The sequence below is a fragment of the Arcanobacterium urinimassiliense genome (genome assembly GCF_900119495.1).
GTDB lineage: Bacteria > Actinomycetota > Actinomycetes > Actinomycetales > Actinomycetaceae > Arcanobacterium_A > Arcanobacterium_A urinimassiliense.
Genome location: NZ_LT632435.1, coordinates 962,581 through 980,108 on the forward strand (window position 1 = coordinate 962,581; position 17,528 = coordinate 980,108).

The 17,528-nt window shown below is 47.5% G+C and carries 16 protein-coding genes and 1 tRNA gene; 11 read left to right on the forward strand and 6 right to left on the reverse strand.

Annotated features, from left to right (window positions below; genetic code table 11):
- Positions 1 to 31: 31 nt before the first annotated feature.
- The 7 genes from xerD to der are packed head-to-tail and all read left to right on the forward strand — an operon-like array spanning position 32 to position 6,431.
- Entirely contained in the window at positions 32 to 1,111 is a 1,080-nt protein-coding gene (xerD, locus tag BQ7117_RS04350; RefSeq protein ID WP_337189421.1) for a site-specific tyrosine recombinase XerD, read from the forward strand.
- 9 nt (positions 1,112 to 1,120) lie between these two features.
- Positions 1,121 to 1,978 (forward strand): ParA family protein, encoded by an 858-nt coding sequence (locus BQ7117_RS04355; RefSeq protein WP_073996369.1) that lies wholly within the window; start codon positions 1,121 to 1,123, stop codon positions 1,976 to 1,978.
- A gap of 19 nt (positions 1,979 to 1,997) precedes the next feature.
- Positions 1,998 to 2,897, forward strand: a complete 900-nt coding sequence (locus BQ7117_RS04360; RefSeq protein ID WP_073996370.1) for a segregation and condensation protein A — start codon at positions 1,998 to 2,000, stop codon at positions 2,895 to 2,897.
- Positions 2,890 to 3,459, forward strand: coding sequence for an SMC-Scp complex subunit ScpB (scpB, locus tag BQ7117_RS04365; protein WP_073996990.1), 570 nt, complete (start codon positions 2,890 to 2,892; stop codon positions 3,457 to 3,459). The genes BQ7117_RS04360 and scpB overlap by 8 nt, the downstream gene beginning before the upstream one ends.
- Positions 3,456 to 4,211: a pseudouridine synthase gene (locus BQ7117_RS04370; protein ID WP_073996371.1), complete on the forward strand. Its 756-nt coding sequence runs from the start codon at positions 3,456 to 3,458 to the stop codon at positions 4,209 to 4,211. The genes scpB and BQ7117_RS04370 overlap by 4 nt, the downstream gene beginning before the upstream one ends.
- Positions 4,211 to 4,981, forward strand: coding sequence for a (d)CMP kinase (cmk, locus tag BQ7117_RS04375; protein WP_073996372.1), 771 nt, complete (start codon positions 4,211 to 4,213; stop codon positions 4,979 to 4,981). The genes BQ7117_RS04370 and cmk overlap by 1 nt, the downstream gene beginning before the upstream one ends.
- Positions 4,959 to 6,431 carry a ribosome biogenesis GTPase Der gene (der, locus tag BQ7117_RS04380; protein ID WP_073996373.1) on the forward strand — a complete coding sequence of 491 codons (1,473 nt, stop codon included), beginning with the start codon at positions 4,959 to 4,961 and terminating at the stop codon, positions 6,429 to 6,431. Before cmk ends, der begins: the two co-directional genes overlap by 23 nt.
- Positions 6,432 to 6,562: 131 nt before the next feature.
- Here the strand turns inward: der and BQ7117_RS04385 are convergent.
- A tRNA-Pro gene (locus BQ7117_RS04385) sits at positions 6,563 to 6,636 on the reverse strand.
- A 225-nt stretch (positions 6,637 to 6,861) separates the two neighbouring features.
- On the opposite strand from BQ7117_RS04385, the gene BQ7117_RS04390 reads away from it, so the two are divergent.
- The 4 genes from BQ7117_RS04390 to BQ7117_RS04405 all read left to right on the forward strand — a co-directional run bounded on the left by BQ7117_RS04390 (position 6,862) and on the right by BQ7117_RS04405 (position 9,506).
- Positions 6,862 to 7,323, forward strand: coding sequence for an FHA domain-containing protein (locus tag BQ7117_RS04390; RefSeq protein WP_073996374.1), 462 nt, complete (start codon positions 6,862 to 6,864; stop codon positions 7,321 to 7,323).
- On the forward strand, positions 7,320 to 8,072 hold the full coding sequence (gene ftsR, locus BQ7117_RS04395) for a transcriptional regulator FtsR (protein WP_073996375.1): 753 nt from the start codon (positions 7,320 to 7,322) through the stop codon (positions 8,070 to 8,072). The genes BQ7117_RS04390 and ftsR overlap by 4 nt, the downstream gene beginning before the upstream one ends.
- 119 nt (positions 8,073 to 8,191) lie before the next feature.
- A complete protein-coding gene (locus BQ7117_RS04400) occupies positions 8,192 to 8,758 on the forward strand; it encodes a MerR family transcriptional regulator (RefSeq protein WP_073996376.1) in 567 nt (188 codons plus the stop codon).
- 397 nt (positions 8,759 to 9,155) lie between these two features.
- Positions 9,156 to 9,506, forward strand: coding sequence for an RNA polymerase-binding protein RbpA (locus tag BQ7117_RS04405; protein ID WP_073996991.1), 351 nt, complete (start codon positions 9,156 to 9,158; stop codon positions 9,504 to 9,506).
- Positions 9,507 to 9,657: 151 nt separating this feature from the next.
- Here the strand turns inward: BQ7117_RS04405 and lnt are convergent, their stop codons facing one another.
- The 5 genes from lnt to BQ7117_RS04430 all read right to left on the reverse strand — a co-directional run bounded on the left by lnt (position 9,658) and on the right by BQ7117_RS04430 (position 17,499).
- Positions 9,658 to 11,259, reverse strand: coding sequence for an apolipoprotein N-acyltransferase (lnt, locus tag BQ7117_RS04410; RefSeq protein ID WP_073996377.1), 1,602 nt, complete (start codon positions 11,257 to 11,259; stop codon positions 9,658 to 9,660).
- Between the two features lie 191 nt (positions 11,260 to 11,450).
- Positions 11,451 to 14,063, reverse strand: a complete 2,613-nt coding sequence (locus BQ7117_RS04415; protein ID WP_073996378.1) for a DEAD/DEAH box helicase — start codon at positions 14,061 to 14,063, stop codon at positions 11,451 to 11,453.
- 6 nt (positions 14,064 to 14,069) lie between these two features.
- Positions 14,070 to 14,981 carry a diacylglycerol/lipid kinase family protein gene (locus tag BQ7117_RS04420; protein WP_073996379.1) on the reverse strand — a complete coding sequence of 304 codons (912 nt, stop codon included), beginning with the start codon at positions 14,979 to 14,981 and terminating at the stop codon, positions 14,070 to 14,072.
- The gene (locus tag BQ7117_RS04425; protein WP_073996380.1) at positions 14,978 to 15,349 is read right to left on the reverse strand and encodes a hypothetical protein; all 372 of its coding nucleotides are present in this window, start codon (positions 15,347 to 15,349) and stop codon (positions 14,978 to 14,980) included. Before BQ7117_RS04425 ends, BQ7117_RS04420 begins: the two co-directional genes overlap by 4 nt.
- Positions 15,346 to 17,499, reverse strand: coding sequence for a WYL domain-containing protein (locus BQ7117_RS04430; protein WP_073996381.1), 2,154 nt, complete (start codon positions 17,497 to 17,499; stop codon positions 15,346 to 15,348). The genes BQ7117_RS04425 and BQ7117_RS04430 overlap by 4 nt, the downstream gene beginning before the upstream one ends.
- Positions 17,500 to 17,528: the final 29 nt, after the last annotated feature.

Below are 17,528 nucleotides of genomic sequence, written 5' to 3' on the forward strand. Positions count from 1 at the left end.
GCTTCGTTTCCACGTAAGCCGGTAATAAAATATGAAAGAGATACACTACAAGGATACATTGTCTTTACGAAGATTTGTGGGGCGCGCCACGCATCTGTGGGGCGTACCACGGAAAATGACAGAGGGAGTAAATATGCCGGAATTAGCTGGTAGTAAAGCTGCTATTTCTCCTAAACTGCTGCAAAGCGTGCGCGAGTACTTAGCGCATCTGCAGATTGAACGTTCACTTTCTCCAAATACTCTCGCTGCCTACCGCAGTGATTTAGAAAAATATTTAGAGTATCTATCCAGGCAGGGAGTGCAGAACTTTTCGGAGATAAACTCTGAGCAAATAGCGGCTTTTGTAGAATATCTACGCATTCCCCAAAAAAATCATCCCGCAAAAGCTATTTCTTCGGTAAATAGAATTTTGGCGGCAGTTCGGGGTTTACACTCCTTTTTATTAACGGAAGGTATCTGCGCTAGTGATCCAGCTGCCGAGGTAACTCCGCCAAAACTTCCGAAGCGTTTGCCGAAAGCGCTCACCGTAGGGGAAGTACAAAAAATTTTGGATCTAGCAGCTAGGGGAGACGATGTAGTGGCCTTGCGCGACCAGGCACTTTTAGAATTTCTTTACTCCAGTGGAGCGCGTATCTCGGAGGCGGTGCGGTTAACTCCTGATGATCTGGATATGGAAAATAAATTAGTGCGTCTATTCGGGAAAGGGCGCAAAGAGAGAATTGTACCGCTCGGATCCTATGCACAAGCGGCACTGTCAGCATATCTCGTGCGGGGTCGCCCGGAATTAGCGCGGCGCGGCAAAGGCAATAGCTTTATCTTCCTTAATAAGCGGGGAAATCCACTTTCTAGGCAGTCTGCTTGGGGAATAATTAAAGAGTATGGAGAAAAAGCTGATATTAAGGAAATAACTCCGCACAGTTTTCGCCATTCTTTCGCTACCCACCTGCTACAGGGTGGAGCTGATATCCGCGTAGTCCAGGAAATGCTAGGGCACGCTTCGGTGGCAACTACCCAGATTTATACCCGCGTCACTCCCGAAACTATTCGGGAAGTTTATGTAAGTTCCCACCCACGCGCCCGCGAGGATGTTCAGCGTGAAAAATTCAGGTAGATTAGTATCGTGAGCGCTGAACAAACAGATATCTTTACCGAACTTAATCCAGGGGCGGATTTTCCGCTCCCTCCCGAACTATCTACCCACGGCCCCGGGCGTATTATCGCCATGTGTAACCAAAAAGGGGGAGTGGGTAAGACTACTACTTCTATTAATCTGGCTGCGGCGCTGGCCGATTATGGGCGAAAAGTATTGCTGGTAGATTTTGATCCGCAGGGTGCTGCTTCGGCTGGGTTGGGCGTAAATGCAATGGGCTTAGAGCGCACTATCTATAATGAACTCTTGGCAGCTAAGCCAAATGTGCGGGAAATTATTCATCCTACCGAAGTGGCTAATTTGGATTTAGTGCCAGCCAATATCGAATTATCTGCTGCAGAAATTCAGCTCATTAACGAAGTAGCGCGCGAGCAGTCTTTAAGCCGAGTGCTGCGCAGTGTCGAAGCTGATTACGATGTAATAATTATCGATTGCCAGCCGTCTTTAGGGCTCCTTACCGTCAATGCGCTCACCGCCGCCCACGGGGTGATTATTCCTTTGGGAGCAGAATTTTTCGCTATGCGGGGAGTAGCGCTATTAGTGGATCAGATTGAGCGCGTACAAGATCGGTTGAATCCCCGTCTTACATTAGATGGAGTACTATTGACGATGGTAGATAGCCGGACTCTGCATTCGCGGGAAGTGATTGAGCTAGTGCGGGAGCGTTTTGGAGATAAAGTCTTCGATACGCAGATTTCGCGCACTGTAAAGTTCCCGGATGCTACTATTGCCGCGGAACCGATAACCACTTATGCACCCAGTCATAGTGGAGCAAAAGCATATAAACGCTTAGCTCGGGAGCTCATTTACCGGGGAGCATCTGCTTGAGCAGATATAGTCATTAACCATGGATAGCGCTCCTTCTCTTTTTTCGCCGGCGCCGCCGGAAGTATTTGCGGTAGATTTAGACGTATTTGCTGGCCCTTTTGAAGTGTTGCTCTCCCTAATTGCTCGGCGCAAGCTCGATATTACTGAGGTGGCTTTGGCGCAAGTAACCGACGAATTTATTGCTTTTGTAAAAGAGCAAGAAGAATTAGATTTATCGGTCACTTCGGAATTTTTAGTAGTGGCTGCCACGTTATTAGCTTTAAAGGCGGCGCGGCTTTTACCAAAAGAAGAAAGCGAAGCAGAAGATTTAGAATTGCTGGAAGAGCGGGATTTGCTTTTTGCAAAGCTCCTCCAATATCGCGCTTTTAAAGAGGCGGCGCAGGATATGGCCAACCGTCTTGACCGAGAATCTCGTTATATTCCGCGATGGGTGCGGCTAGAGCCGCAATTTCAAAAACTTTTACCGGAATTGCAACTAGAGATAGATGCGAGTGGATTGGCTGCTCTCGCGGCACGGGCACTCTCGCGCAAGGCTCCGGAAGTGGACTTGCGGCATCTCCATGCGCCGCTTGTATCAGTGCACAGTCAGATAGAATATATTCGTACGCAGCTTCCGCGGGGAGAAAAAATTACTTTTTTGCAGCTCTGCGCAGGAGCAATGACTACTCAGACCATAGTTTCGCGTTTTCTAGCTATTTTGGAACTCTTACGTGCACAAGAAATCGAAGTGACGCAGGAATCTCCCTTAGCTCCGCTGTTTATTTCGCGGCTGGAAGAGGCTGGTGCAACTAATAGCACTGGGAACGGGGCAGCTGCCGGAGTAGCTAGCGAAGCGGCAGAAAAAGCTGAGGTAGAGGTAGATGAAGAAGTAGCTGAGAGAGCCGTTGCGGGAGTAGATGAAGGAGCGAGAAATGCCTGAAGATTTTTCTTTTTATAAAGGAGCTTTAGAGGCGGTGCTGATGGTGGCGGAAAATCCGATACCGCTGGCGCAATTAGCAGCATCTTTAGATATAAGTGAAGCGGAGACGCAGCAGCTCCTCAGTGAATTAGCACGTTCTTATACCGAAGATTCCCCTTATCCACGTGGTTTTCAACTGCGGGAAAGCGGTGGGGGATGGAGATTTTATTCTCATCCGCGCTACGGAGAAATAGTTGGAAAGTATATTACTGCTGGAAAAGTTAATAAACTTTCTATACCAGCTTTGGAAACTCTTGCAGTTATTGCCTACCGGCAGCCAGTGACGCGGGCCCAGATAGCCGCTATCCGCGGGGTAAACGTGGATTCGGTGCTCCGGACGCTCTTGGCGCGGGATTTAATAGAGCAAGCAGGTGCCACTGCCGATACAGGGGCTGGGCTATATATTACGACTGCGTATTTTTTGGAAAAAATGGGTATGAATTCCTTGGCAGAATTGCCGGATTTAGCTCCGTATTTACCCGATGAAGAAAATTTAGAAGAGGTAGAGAAAGAAATATTATGAGTAGAGCAGAGCAGGAAATTTTTGATGCCCAAGGGGAGCGCCTTCAGAAAGTACTCGCCCATGCGGGAGTGGGTTCGCGGCGGCATTGTGAAGCTTTAATGGAGCAAGGCCGCGTAGAAGTAAACGGAGTGATTGTACGCCAGCTTGGCATGCGCGTAGACCCCAGAAGTGCTCAAATAAAGGTAGACGGGGTGCCGGTACAAGGTGATTTAGAAAAAGTAACTATTGCTTTCTACAAACCTCCGCGCGTCGTATCTACTATGAGTGATGATCAAGGCCGGAAAACCCTTGCAGATTATTTAGATGATCGCCCGGAACGTCTTTTCCATGTGGGGCGGCTAGATATTGATACGGAAGGGATAATTTTACTTACCAACGACGGTGAACTAGCGCATCGTCTTACACATCCTTCTTATGAAATTCCTAAGACTTATATTGCGCGGGTGGAAGGGCAAGTCACGCGCGGATTAGGGAAAGTTCTGGAAGCGGGGGTGCAGCTAGAAGATGGAATGCAAAATGTGGATTCTTTCGTATTAAAAGAAGCAGCTCGCCGCAATTCAATCGTTGAAATTACGCTGCATTCGGGGAAAAATCGAATTGTGCGCCGGCTGATGGAAGAAGTTGGCCATCCAGTTATGGAATTGGTGCGGGTGCGTTTTGCTAATATCACGGCGGGAAGATTAAAACCTGGGCAATATAGAATAATCGGTGGCTCCGAGTTGGGAGCACTTATGCAGATGGTAGATATGTGATGAAAGAAGAGCAAAAAACTTTGCTGCGGAAGCAACTTGCTCCGGATTCTCTCGTAATAGCAATCGACGGGCCTTCGGGTTCAGGTAAATCTACGGTGGCGAAGGAGCTCGCATTTCGCCATCATCTTGCCTATTTAGATACCGGCGCTATTTATCGAGCTGCTGCGTGGTGGGCACAACATCAGCAAGTAGATTTAGCGGATACCCAGGCCGTGGCACAGGTGGTGGAAAATATGCCACTGCAAATCAACTTAGATCCGCGTCAACAGCAGTTTTTTTGTGCGGGAATAGATATTACGGAGGCGATTCGCACCCCGGAGCTCACGCGAGTAGTTTCTCAGGTATCTAGTAATCTGGCCGTGCGGGCAATTCTAAAAGCTAAGCAACGCCAACTTATTGAAGCAGAAAGCGGCGCAGGAAATAATTCTGCCCCATATGCGCAAGGGCGGGGGATCGTAGCAGAAGGTAGAGATATAACTACCGAGGTAGCTCCAGATGCTCCAGTGCGGGTATTACTTACGGCTTCGGAAGCGGCCCGGCTCCGGCGGCGGGCTTTGGAAGTGCGCGGCAGCATTGATGCAGAAAATTTAGCGGCCACCCGGGCAGAAGTGGTGAATCGAGATCGTAAAGATTCGAAAGTTACTAAGTTTCTGCAGGCAGCTCCGGGAGTGTATAGTATTGATTCATCAAATTTGAGCGTGGATGAAGTGGTAGCGGAAATCGAAAAACTGCTTCCGAAAGGTAAAAATGGCGGAACGAAACTCAGCTGAAGAAACTTCGGCTGCTTATGTGCAGCAGGAAGCACTGCAGAAATCAATTCTGGCGGAATATGATTTAGCGGTAGAGGATTACCAATTACTGGATACAGATACCGCTCCAACTGATTCTCCAGTGCCGATGGAGCTGCCGGTATTAGCAATTATTGGCCGCGCCAATGTGGGGAAATCTACCTTAGTAAATAGAATTTTAGGGCAGCGCCTGGCGATTGTAGAAGATCAGCCAGGGGTGACGCGCGATCGGGTACGCTATCCTGCGGAGTGGAATGGCCGCAAATTCATTCTTATGGATACTGGCGGTTGGGAAGTGAGTGATGCAGATATTGACCGCTCGGTATCTCTCCAAGCGGAATATGCAATTGCGGCTGCCGATGCTCTCGTGCTGGTAGTAGATGCGACGGTAGGAGATACCGCTACTGACGATAGAATTGTGGAAATTATTCGTAAATCCGCTAAACCGGTAATTTTAGCGGCAAATAAAGTAGATTCTCCTAAGCAAGAAGCCGAAGTGGCGCTGCTGTGGGGGATGGGGCTGGGAGAGCCCTATCCTATTTCAGCTCTGCACGGGCGGGGGATTGGAGAACTGTTAGACGCTGCGCTGGCAGTATTGCCCGCAGCTAAGACAGCTCCGGCTATATATAGTAGCGAAGCACCGCGGCGCATTGCCCTTGTGGGAAAACCTAATGTAGGTAAATCTTCTCTGCTCAATAAATTAGCTGGTGAAAATCGAGTAGTAGTAGACGATTTAGCTGGCACTACTCGAGATCCGGTGGATGAATTTATAAATCTTGACGGGGAAGACTGGATATTAGTAGATACCGCGGGAATTCGCCGGCGCGTGCACCTCGCCAAAGGGGCAGATTATTATGCTTCTTTGCGCACCCAGGGAGCAATCGAAAAAGCGGAATTAGCTTTAGTGTTGATAGACGCCGCACAAGAACTCACTGAGCAAGATATTCGGATCATGCAGCAGGTAGTGGATGCGGGGCGAGCCATGGTTCTGGTCTGCAATAAATGGGATCTAGTAGATGAAGAGCGGCAAGCGGAGTTAAATCGAGAATTAGAAGCAGAATTAGTGCAGATGGAATGGGTGGAGCGCGTCAATATCTCTGCTGCTACCGGTTGGCATACGAACAGAATCGCTGCAGCAATGCGGCGTGCCTTAGAATCGTGGGATAAACGAATTGCTACTGCGAAATTAAACTCTTTTCTCAGTGAAGTGGCAGCCGCAAATCCACATCCCGTACGGGGAGGAAAGCAACCGCGTTTATTATTCGCTACGCAGGTAGAGAGCCGCCCACCTCGTTTCGTCTTTTTTACCACTGGCTTTATGGATCATGGCTACCGGCGTTTCTTAGCGCATCGCTTGCGGGATGAGTTTGGTTTTTCTGGCACTCCGATAGAAATATCGGTGCGGGAGCGGCAACGGCGGAAGAAAGATTAAGCAGACATAAAAGATTAAACGGAAATAAAAGACTAAAACTGTGGATTTCAGATTTTCATCGAGATTCCGCGCGATATGAGTAGTAAATGACGAAGCCCAGAATCTCCAGCGCGGAGATTCTGGGCTTTTCGTCGGGCTAGCGGGATTTGAACCCACGACCCCTTGACCCCCAGTCAAGTGCGCTACCAAACTGCGCCATAGCCCGGATATTTTCATATCGACGAATATAAATAGTAGCAAAAACTGCGCTAAGTTCCAAAAGCTGCGCGGGCGGCGGTGAAAATTGCGGAAGAGAATTGCAGAAGAAAATTTTGCCAGTGGATTGCGAAAGGGAAAAGAAAATTACTAGTGCGAAATTCTCTATCGCCTTCTCATTTCAGGGCTACTTGCGATAAAGTAGGGGGAGGCTAAGTATTAGGAGGAGAGCGGAATGAGCGGTGTAGATTTTAATCTTAACGACGATGCTGAATTTTCCAATTCTCCTGCTACTTCCCGGTTTTCCGGTATTTTTCGGGAGCCGGAAGCGCCTTTGCCCGTGCGCGGTTTAGATGCGGATGATCTTGCTTCTATAGATGCCCTGCCGGCTGATTCTGCGTTACTAATTGCACGCCGGGGGCCGAATGCAGGAGCCCGTTTCTTGCTCAATGCGGCGGAGACCACCGCAGGGCGTCATCCTAAATCAGATATTTTCTTGGACGACGTCACAGTGTCGCGCCGGCACGTAGTTTTTTTACGTACCCCGGAGGGTTTCTTCGTGCGTGATAAGGGCTCACTGAATGGTACGTATCTGAATCAAGAGATAGTAGAAGAAGCTCCGCTAAATAACGGTGATGAAGTGCGTATTGGGAAATATCAATTCACTTTCTTCTTATCTCCGCGGGCGGCGCAATGATTCTTCCTGCACAGCAGGCTGCCGCTGAGGTAGCTCTATCTTCTTATTGGCCGCAAGCCGTATCGCACGATGCTTATCTGAAAATAGGTGAGGTGTTGGGAATTCTCAAAGCGGAATTTCCTTTTCTAGCGGCTTCAAAAATTCGCTATTTTGAAAGCCAAGGTTTGTTGCACCCACAACGCACAGCTTCGAATCAACGGCAATTTTCTCCTGCTGATGTGGAGCGCTTGCGCTTTATTTTAGGCGAACAGCGCGATCGTTATCTAAATTTGCCACAAATCAAAGAGATGTTGCGCCAGCTTGATAGTGGGGAAGTGGTCAATGAGCACCCCGGAAAAATGCGCGCTCTGGGAGATAAAGAAATAGCAGCTCCTCGCCCCGGTACCCGCCTACATAAAGAGGAATTGGCTACCCTGACGGGAGTTTCAATCGCCAAACTTGAAGAATATCTGAATGCCGGCTTATTAAGCGCGGATGCGCGGGGGAGGCTGACTGCGCAGTCCATAGATTTGGTGCGCTATGCACAAATATTGGAAGAGCGAGGAGTAGATATTCGTTTTTTGAAAGCTGTGCGCAACGGAGCTCGGAGCCATGCGGTAGCGATTCTAAACTCTTTGGCAATTGAACGGGCGCGCAAATCTCCACTGGCAAGAGAGCGCGCTTTGGCTGACACTGCCGAGATTTCAGCCGCACTCAGCAATTATTATCGAGCTCAGCTATTGGAGAATCTCGATATCGAACTTCGCTAAAACTTAAAATACAGCTTTAAGAAACGCAGGTGCGACACGCCAATTTTCTTAAAGTCTAATCGTTGAGTTTTTCGATAAATAGCTCTAGGCTGGAAAGGTAAATATCGGAGGAGGTTCGGGTGAGCGAAAATATGGCTAATAGTGAGGCCCGTCCGCAGCGTATTCAGCCTATGCTGTTTGGAGATAGATTACCGGATATTGATACGATGACCGGCTATCGGGGTCCGGCAGTGTGCCGCGCTATTGGAATTACTTATCGGCAGCTCGATTACTGGGATCGTACTGGCTTGGTAGTGCCGAGCGTGCGCTCGGCTACTGGTTCTGGATCTCAGCGTCTATATTCCTTCCGAGATGTATTAGTGTTAAAGCTCGTAAAGCGGCTTTTAGATACGGGTGTTTCCCTCCAGCAAATGCGTCTAGCTATTGAGCAATTAGCTGAGTATGGGGTAGAAGACTTAGCCAGTATTACTCTTATGTCCGATGGAGCCTCGGTGTATCTATGTACCAGTAATGACGAGGTAATCGATTTGATACAGGGTGGGCAAGGCGTATTTGGAATCGCGATTAATAAAGTGTGGAGCGATGTGGCGGGCTCTCTTTCTCATCTGGAGACGGAGAGTTTAGAAAATTCACCGGTGGTAGATGAATTAGCTGCGCGCCGTGCGGCAAAAATACAGGCTATTTAGTTCGGTATAGTATCTAGCTCGGTATGGTTATCAGAGCACTTTGAAAGTTCTCCTTTCTGCATAAGAGAGGAGGAGTATCTCTAAAGGTGAATCTAAGTTACTAGCAGCAGGTTTATTCTCATGCGCTAATTTGACATAATGTACATTATCGGATTGAGGGGAATTGGGTGGAACTGCCTCAATAACTAGGATTTAGCCAATAGTGAAGAAATAGCAATGCTCAGATAGAAGATCCTTAAACTCATATATGAGACTGGGTGGGAAAAGCTTTGGCGGAAAGATTTGCAAAGAGCCGAAAATCTGTAAGGTACAAGCTTGTGTAGCTCTCTGCACAAAGCAATTTTTGCCTAGATAAGCTATTATAGTTATGCAATTATTTTTTCGAAAAGTAGGTTTTATGGCTGAGCGCTCTCTGCGAGGAATGAAAATTGGCACCAACTCTTTGGAGTCAGATATCGGCGTTGCTTTTGTAGAGCGCCGAGAAGAGCATTATCAGTGCGAAAATGGGCATGATTTTATGCTCTCCTTTACTCTGGGAGCCGATGCGCCGCAGAAATGGAAGTGCAAATGCGGTGCCGAAGCCGATTTAATTAGCGGTGAAGGTACGGAGAGCGAAAAGAAGAAAAAACCGGTACGTACGCATTGGGATATGCTTTTAGAGCGCCGTAAAGCGAAGGAATTAGATGCGCTACTTAAAGAGCGCCTAGATTTGCTGCGTTCTGGCAATTTTTATCAGCGTCACTATTAAAATACGCTTGCTCTCTCCTGTATTTTCTGCATTTTTCTTAGCGAGTTTTTTGCTTAGAGAGTTTTTACTTAACGAATTTTGTTGTAGCGAATCTTTTTAGAGAATTTTTTAGAAACTTTCTATTTTTCTAAATCAGCTTTTACGGTGTTCTCTATTTATTTTTTCTGCTCGCTTTTCGCATGCGCCACCGCTCGGGGGTGAAAACTATATAGAAAAGCAGTGCCACTCCCCCTAAATAGGTGATTATTGTGCGGATTTTATAGCTCTTAGTGGCAAGAGTGACGTGCGAATTCAGCGCAATTTCTTGAATTTGCGCTGCTGATACGCCTAATTTGCTTTGGTAAAGTACCTTTCCGTTTGGCGTAATTATGCCAGAAACTCCGGAAGTCGATACTTGCAGAGTGCTCTTTTGGTGTTCGGCAGCACGAAATCTGCTCATAGCAAATTGCTGCAAAGGTTCTCCAGAATTACCGAAAGAGGCATTATTAGTCGGGACTACGAGCAGCTGAGAATTTTGCGCTGCTTTCGCCACAATATTTGTATAGGCCACTTCAAAGCAGATAGGAGTGCCAATTTGTATCATCTGCGCGGAATGATCAGCGCGAGCAGGAATTTTTACTTGGAGTTGGGCGGGAGCAGAGCCGGGAACCATATCGGTAGAAATTTCTTCGGCAGCTGGTACAAAGCGGGAAATAAAATTACGTAGCGGTAGATACTCGCCGAAAGGTACCGGGTGCTGTTTGGAGTAGCTATCAATAATTCCTGATTCGTCAATCGCTACGTAATCATTGGTGCGTACATTGGAAAAATAATTCTGCGTACCGAGCAGTAAAGGAGCCGGAGCGATAGCTGCTACCGCTTTTTCTACCATTTTCCCTGCGGCATAGTCACGGCGAAAATTCCTATCTGAAGCCGATTCTGGCCAAAGTACTAAATCGGGATTTTGATCTGCAATCAGGTAGGTAGCTTGGAGATGATTTTCGGTGACGATAAGTGCTCGCGACTCCCCTGGCGCTAGTTTTGCTACGTCTGGTACATTGCCTTGCACGATGCCTATGCGCAAATTTTGGGTAGCTGCAGCTCCACTTGGTATTAAGAGTGGTAGCACGAGCAGTAATACCGCCCCTACTACTGCTCTCCCACTGCGGAAAACCTGCTTTTCTCGCAGTTGTTTGAGCGCATAGCCGAGTAAAATACTGATAAAAACTGCTGTAAAACTAACTAATTGGATAGAACCCCAAGGTGCTAAATGTAGTAAAGGAGCATCTACAAATATAAAAGCTGTATTCCCCCACGGCATTCCTCCGTATGGCACGGCACTGCGTAGTTGCTCAGTTGCCACCCAGAGAAGAGAATCGCCTCCGGCGAGAAGAAGCAGCTTCTGCCAAGGCGGTGCAGAAAAATTAAGCGGCAATAGCCGGCGGTAGAGCAGCACCCATAAGGATGTACATAAGCCGATGAAAAGAGCTTCGATTGCGGCGAGAGCTAAACGAGCGGCCAATAAGGACGCAGCTATTTCGGCCCAGTCAAAGAGCAGATAAAAATAGAAAGCTCCCCAGATCCATCCAAATAAAAAAGCGCTTTTGGGGCGGGCATGAAGAGAGATTAGGAAGAGCAAGGCAAGTGAAAAAAATGAGAGTGGCCAGCAAGCAATGGGTGGATTTGCCGCATAGAAAGTTGCTCCTCCTACTCCGGCAAAAAGAGTGTTTAGGGCAAAGGAGCGGAAATTTTTTGCACTTACTGCTCGAACCACTTTTCTATTCTACCTAGAAAAAGCGACAAAAAAGCTAAAGCAATAAGCTCCGTTTTTCACCTCGGACCGCCATTATGACGTTTTCTATCGTGAAGAAACGGAGCCTATTTGCACATATTCATTGCTTACCCACTAGCCTAGAATCCGCGCCCCCGATATGCAAGATAGAATGACTTTAATTACTGAGATATTTATAGCCATTCCCAACGCCGCACTAATTTAATTGCCGCTTGGGCGCTAGCACCCAGCCAAAATCCGTGTCCAGCATTTTGGAGTTGCCCTAAGAGATCTAAAAGCCTCCGGGCAGCGCTTATAAAATCGCCTACTTCTAAGTGGGAAGCTGCCAATACTTCTGCGAGAGGAACTTTCTGTGCCCAAGCATAAAAAGCTTCTATACCGCCGGGGTTCGGCTCGGCAGTGAGCTCTAAATGCTGCTTTTCTTCTTGCGCGTGTAGAAAATCGTAATTTCGTAAAATAGCCTGCCATGCGGCACGTAGCGCTTTTTGGTGTGGCGCAATTCCCGCTAATCTTCTATCACCGAGGAATGCGGCACAAACACCGGCAAATTCGGCAGGCTGTAGCTGCGCGAGAGCGGCCTCATTGAGTGAAAGTGTTAATAAAAGATCCTGCTCATTATGGATGCCGCGTAAAAGCTGCGCTCCCCCAGCTAGCTTTAGCTCACCTGGCGTAGCTTTTTGCAAATATCCTAGTTCTTTCAATACTTCTGCTGTGGCGTCAAATTGGATAGCCACGGAATCAGCGAATTTTTCGGTTTTCTTCTCCAGCTGCGCGGCACGGCGGCACAAAGTAATATATTCTTGCCCTTGGCGCATATGCGCTGGCAAATCTGGGCAAGAATGCACTGGATTTTGCACGAGTTCTGGCTCGTCGGGCACGCTGAAGCGACTCCAGGATTCGAGAAGGTCACTATCGCTCCCTAAATCTAATCTCTCCCCCGCTATAGCGAAAATTTCTTCGGCAATTTCATTGCGTAGTTGCCTATTCTTTAAAGAAATTCCGAAAGGTAAGGGAATTTTTCCTAAGCAGCGCATATGAGAACTCAAATCTCGCTCTGCCAGCCAAATTAATTTTCCATAGATATTAATTATCCGGAGGCGGCGCGGTTCTTTCGCTATTACGATGCCATATTCTAATTCGCGCTGGCGGGCGTAGGCGTAGAGGAATCCACTTTTTGCTTCTTCCCAGCTGCGCAGAATTTTTGCTCGGTAATCTTCCTTTGCGCGTTTCCGGTAGGCTTTCGAAGCTCTTCCTGCTTGCTGGCGCAACTGTATATAGCTGCGGAAATCGCCCTTCTCGCAAAGCTTTGCTATTTCTGGCTCGAGCTGTGCTATGCGTCGGTGTATACGCCGCAATTTTCCACGCAACTCTCCTAATTCAGCATTTTTTTGAAATTGGGCGAAAGAGGCACCCATTATCTCGCGTGCTGCCGAGTAACCGTAGTTATGTATAAGATTTACTACCGTATTATAGGAAGGGAAAAATGCCGATTGAAGTGGCTCAACAGCTCCAGAAGTTATTTTTTCTAGATGTGCTATATCGATATTGCTATTAGCGGCTATTATAGCGTTCCCGATGCTATCTTTTCCGCGGCGGCCGGCGCGCCCAATTAGCTGGGTATATTCAGTGGCCGTCAGATCTTGGAAGGATTGTCCGTCCCATTTGCGGAGCTCTTCTAGTACGACGGTGCGCACCGGCATATCGATTCCCAAAGAGAGGGTGCCAGTAGCGTATACCAAGGAGAGCAATCCGGCTCCCATCAACTGCTCAGTGAGCTCCTTAAAAGCAGGAAACATTCCCGCATGATGAGCGCCAAAACCACGAGTCAATGCGGTAGCCCAAAAATTGAATTTAACTGCTCGGGCGTCAGCAGGTGTTAAAGAGTTGCGTAAATCAGCTAGGTGCCGGCGAATTTCTTTTTGTTCAGCTGCGTTGGTAAAAATAATTCCTGCATCGACTAAATCACTTACTGCGCAATCGCAGCCACGGCGCGAAAAAATAAATTCAATAGCCGGAAGTAACTGGGCAGATTGCAGCGTAGAAATAATGCGTTTTCGATCTCCAATACGCAGCGGCTGCCGCCTTCTTGTTTTGGCGTTATTTACGCTCAATAACTCCTGTATTTTTGCTTTGCGAAAATTGCCGTTCGCACGAAAAATTGGATATAAATCTTTTTTCTGCAGCATAAACTGCTCTAGCGGCACTGGGCGCGTATAAGAAACTACACTTTTACCTCTCCCCCGTACCGAGGAGAGCCATTGGGAAAATTCATCGACATTAGCTACAGTCGCAGAAAGTGAAATAAGCCGGCAGGAGCTGGGAAGCTGTAAAATTATTTCCTCCCATACGGGCCCGCGCGCTGCATCAGCCAGATAGTGCACTTCATCTAGTACCACATATCCCACTTCTGCTATGAGCTCGGCCTGCTGAAAAAGCATATTGCGCAGCACTTCGGTGGTGACTACTAAAATTGGAGCAGAACTGTTGATGGTAGTATCTCCCGTCAAAAGCCCTACATATTCTGCTCCGAGTTGAGCACAGAAATCTCGGTATTTTTGATTAGAAAGCGCCTTAATTGGGGCGGTGTAGATACAGCGTAAAGAGCGAGCGAGTGCTAATTCCACGCCAAATTCTGCTACTACCGTTTTCCCAGCGCCCGTAGGAGCAGCTAGTAAAACATCTTCACCCCGCATTAACGCCTGAATCGCCTCTAGTTGGAAATCATCTAGATAAATCCCGCGGGCGGCGTAGCGGTCGCGAAAATTTTTAATTAAAAGATTCTCCATTAGTTCCTAAACTATAAGATGTACCGATTTTGGGCACACTTTAATCGTAAGCGGTAAATCTGCCACATATTCTCCGTCTGCCATTACATGGGGTGGATGGATTCCGGCCTCGCTAGCTGCTTCTACGTGTATTTTGGTGGTAATTATTTCGTGTACTCGTTTATCTTGCAGGTGCCGGCGGAAAAGTAATTTGGGAAGGAGTTGAGCCAGTTCCCAAAAACGTACGCTACGCAGAAGTATGACATTTAATTTTCCATCGTCCACCCGCGCAGTAGGAGCGATATTGAAACCACCTCCGAAATAGCGGGTATTGGCTACACAGAGTAAGAGCATATCGCCTTGTGCGGTCTTTCCATTCACACTAATGCGCACTCCGTAGGGCTTATAGGCGCTTAAAGCGGGGAAAAGAGCGCGCACATAGCGTAAATTACCTTTTGGCCACCGTAATTTATTAGTTCGATAATTTACATCGGCATCTACCCCAAAGCTAGCAATCGCTAAAGCGTAGGTACTCTCGTGTTGGGTAATTATTTTCATCGAATCAATTACCCGAATTTTTTTATTGCGAAGTGCATCAATAATTTGCGTAAGCGCTACCTCTGGAGCGTGGATAGGTAAAGAAAATTCGCGGGCGATATCGTTTCCGGAACCAAGTGCAATAATTCCTAAAGGCATTTCGGTGCCCGCCACCGCCTGTAATCCCAGATGTACCATCCCATCACCACCCATGGCAACGAGTGCATCGATGCTATTTTCTACTACAGCTTGCCGGGCATTTCGCACGGTATGCTGCGCATCGCTGCCGGTGAGCCAACACAATTCTACTGTGTGCCGTTCAGCAATAGCTTCTAGTAGTGGCCGGTATTTATTTGGATCGCCACTGCGTGCTTGCGGATTTAAGATAATGCCAATTTTCATTTTTTATTTTTTTCTCTAATAGCGCGGGCAGCTTCCCGATGAGTTTCGTCGAAGCGATCATAATCGGTTGCTACTTGAGTATCCCAGCGGTTAGTGGCCTTCACCAATCTCCCCTGCCGTTTGCTATCGCGTAAATCTTTAATTTCGCGGCGCGTGCGGTGGGCTTGGCGGGCGCGCTCTTTTTCCTCGTAGATATTACTTTCCGAAACATAATCTTTTATATGCGGGGTGGCGTAGGTAGAAAATGCGGCGCCGAAACCGTGGGCAGCTTTTAATAAGTGCCGAAACGAAATCCACAGATTACGCAGCAAGATTCCCAGATACACGGCTAGTATAAGTAAGCCGATTATTAAAATTTTCCCTATCATGCTTCGCTTTCTTCATAAATATCTAAAAGTGCCGCTGCCTTCTCTGCTAATGGTAGCAAACTGGTAGTAGTAGCGATCTTTTCTACCCCATCTCCGAGTCGAATGAGTAACTCCGCCACCCACTGCAGATTCGCAAAAGGAAGCTCTAAAACTGTTTCCTGCTCATTATCTAGCAGCACTGCCTGCGGTATTTGCTCTGCTACCCATTTTATACTCCCCTGCCCATAAAGACGCAGCTGCCCGGTATGAAACTGTAAAGGAGTCCGGCGAAACTGCGTTTTTATCTCCGCATACTGCCGTTTCGATAAACTGGCGCGGCCCATTTTCGCCTGGCTAATTCGATCTAAACGATAGTTACGGCAGGATCCCTCGGTATAAACCTGCAGTAAAGGAACATCTTTTACCTGTATCTGAATTGGAAACCCCGATACTTCTTTGCTGGTAGCGTACCCGGAACTATGCGTTTTCCAATAAGTGAAATGGATTTCTTGCCGATTATTAATAGCTGCTTCCAAAACCTTATAGACTTCTCGATTGCCCGTTATCTGCGGAGGGCGCCACATCGCGCTCCCATACCCATGGGCAGCCGCGCTGGAAGTAAGCAGATTGCGCAAGTGAAAAAGACTGGGCACTGCAGCTGGGTCAATTAGATTAACTAAATAATCAAGGACTGCCACTAGGGTAATTAACTGTACTAAATTGAGCGAAATATCTGTGCGTTCTGGGCTTTCCAGTAGTCTAATGCGGCAATCCGGGCGGGCGTTTTCTACATCAGAAATCTGTAAATCCACAATAGAGCAGTATCCCCCGGCTTGCGTAATTTCTACTGTAGATAATTCTCGCAGTTCTTTATGCATTTTTTCGCAAGATATTTGATAGTGGTCGGCTAATTCTTGGAGCGTGATAGAAGTAGCTTTTTCCTGCAAATAGTAGAGAATGGAAAGTTTGCGCGCTAAAGAAATATCGCCTTTTTTACTATCTGGGCGCGGTGGAAAAGGGGCACTTTGAGAAATCGAAGCCGTGCTAGGTGTGGTCTTAAGCGCGGTCTTAGGTGTGGCGCTAAGCGTGGCGCTTTTAGGAGCTGCAGAACTGGGAACAGAATTGGACTCCGTAGAATTGGTGAGATTGCAAGGTGCTGCGGTAAATACTTCTCCTCCTTTAGCTAAACGCTGTAAGTGCTGGAGCCGCTCATAGAAATCTTGGCGGATTTCGCGTGGCGCGAGTAGTTGGGCATCTCGGCCGTAGAATACGAGGTATTCATACATATCTTCTTTTTGCATTTGGCAAATATGCAAATCTTCTTGAGCGCTGCCATCTTTAGCAGCGGGAGCACTAGTTACTTTTGCGGCCAGTTCGCGCAGAGGTAGAGCGCGTGATTTCTTAACTCGTACTTGGAAATCGTAGGTAGAAAAACCATTTATAATTTCTAGCTCGCTATCTGCGCCGCGGGATTTTTCGCTCCCGAAATTGGTGGTATTAGTAGCAGAATCGGCTAAAAGCTGTGGTTTCTCTAAGATGCGGTCAATTTTATAGGTACGCAGGGGCGGATTTTCCGCCGTACTTTTATCTATTTTGTAGGCGAGTACATAAAAAGCATCATAGTGAGCTTCGATGCGCACTGGTTCTATTATTTGCTGAGTACAGCGAGAATTATATGCGGCCGCGTATTTTATGGATATGCGCTGGCGGCGGGCAATCGCCGTTGCGATTTCTAAAATATATTTTCCCCGCGGAAGGTGTATACGATATGCGGTATTCTTTTCTGTTAAATTACTTGCCGAAAGTAGAATTTGCAAAGCTGCACTAGCGTATTCTGCTTCGGCACTTTTGCCACTTTCCGCTAGTAGATTATAAAGAATAGATAGATCAGGAGGAGCGCCGCTAATAGTAATTTTATGGGAATTATCGATCCAATAAATTTCTTCGTTATGAGCGCCGAGGCGCACGCGCAAATCTTCTCCAGATTCCCGCAGCACACTGATATCAGATTCTAATAAGTGCCGCCGTTGGCTAAGGCTTTTTTCTTTATCTTGATAGGCCGGTAGGCGCAGGAGTTCTTCGAGAGTGCTGTGGTCTTCATTTAGTTTACAACGCAGTGTATAGCGCCTATCGCTAGCGGTGCGCGGAGCGGTCATATCGTTATCTCCCATGTTCATACTCTAGTCGATTACACTAGAAA

Coding starts and splice junctions, on each gene's coding strand:
- xerD (WP_337189421.1), top strand. CDS start 32: ATGAAAGAGATACACTACAAGGATACATTGTCTTTACGAAGATTTGTG.
- BQ7117_RS04360 (WP_073996370.1), top strand. CDS start 1,998: ATGGATAGCGCTCCTTCTCTTTTTTCGCCGGCGCCGCCGGAAGTATTT.
- scpB (WP_073996990.1), top strand. CDS start 2,890: ATGCCTGAAGATTTTTCTTTTTATAAAGGAGCTTTAGAGGCGGTGCTG.
- BQ7117_RS04370 (WP_073996371.1), top strand. CDS start 3,456: ATGAGTAGAGCAGAGCAGGAAATTTTTGATGCCCAAGGGGAGCGCCTT.
- cmk (WP_073996372.1), top strand. CDS start 4,211: ATGAAAGAAGAGCAAAAAACTTTGCTGCGGAAGCAACTTGCTCCGGAT.
- der (WP_073996373.1), top strand. CDS start 4,959: ATGGCGGAACGAAACTCAGCTGAAGAAACTTCGGCTGCTTATGTGCAG.
- BQ7117_RS04390 (WP_073996374.1), top strand. CDS start 6,862: ATGAGCGGTGTAGATTTTAATCTTAACGACGATGCTGAATTTTCCAAT.
- ftsR (WP_073996375.1), top strand. CDS start 7,320: ATGATTCTTCCTGCACAGCAGGCTGCCGCTGAGGTAGCTCTATCTTCT.
- BQ7117_RS04405 (WP_073996991.1), top strand. CDS start 9,156: ATGGCTGAGCGCTCTCTGCGAGGAATGAAAATTGGCACCAACTCTTTG.
- BQ7117_RS04415 (WP_073996378.1), bottom strand. CDS start 14,063: ATGGAGAATCTTTTAATTAAAAATTTTCGCGACCGCTACGCCGCCCGC.
- BQ7117_RS04420 (WP_073996379.1), bottom strand. CDS start 14,981: ATGAAAATTGGCATTATCTTAAATCCGCAAGCACGCAGTGGCGATCCA.
- BQ7117_RS04425 (WP_073996380.1), bottom strand. CDS start 15,349: ATGATAGGGAAAATTTTAATAATCGGCTTACTTATACTAGCCGTGTAT.
- BQ7117_RS04430 (WP_073996381.1), bottom strand. CDS start 17,499: ATGGGAGATAACGATATGACCGCTCCGCGCACCGCTAGCGATAGGCGC.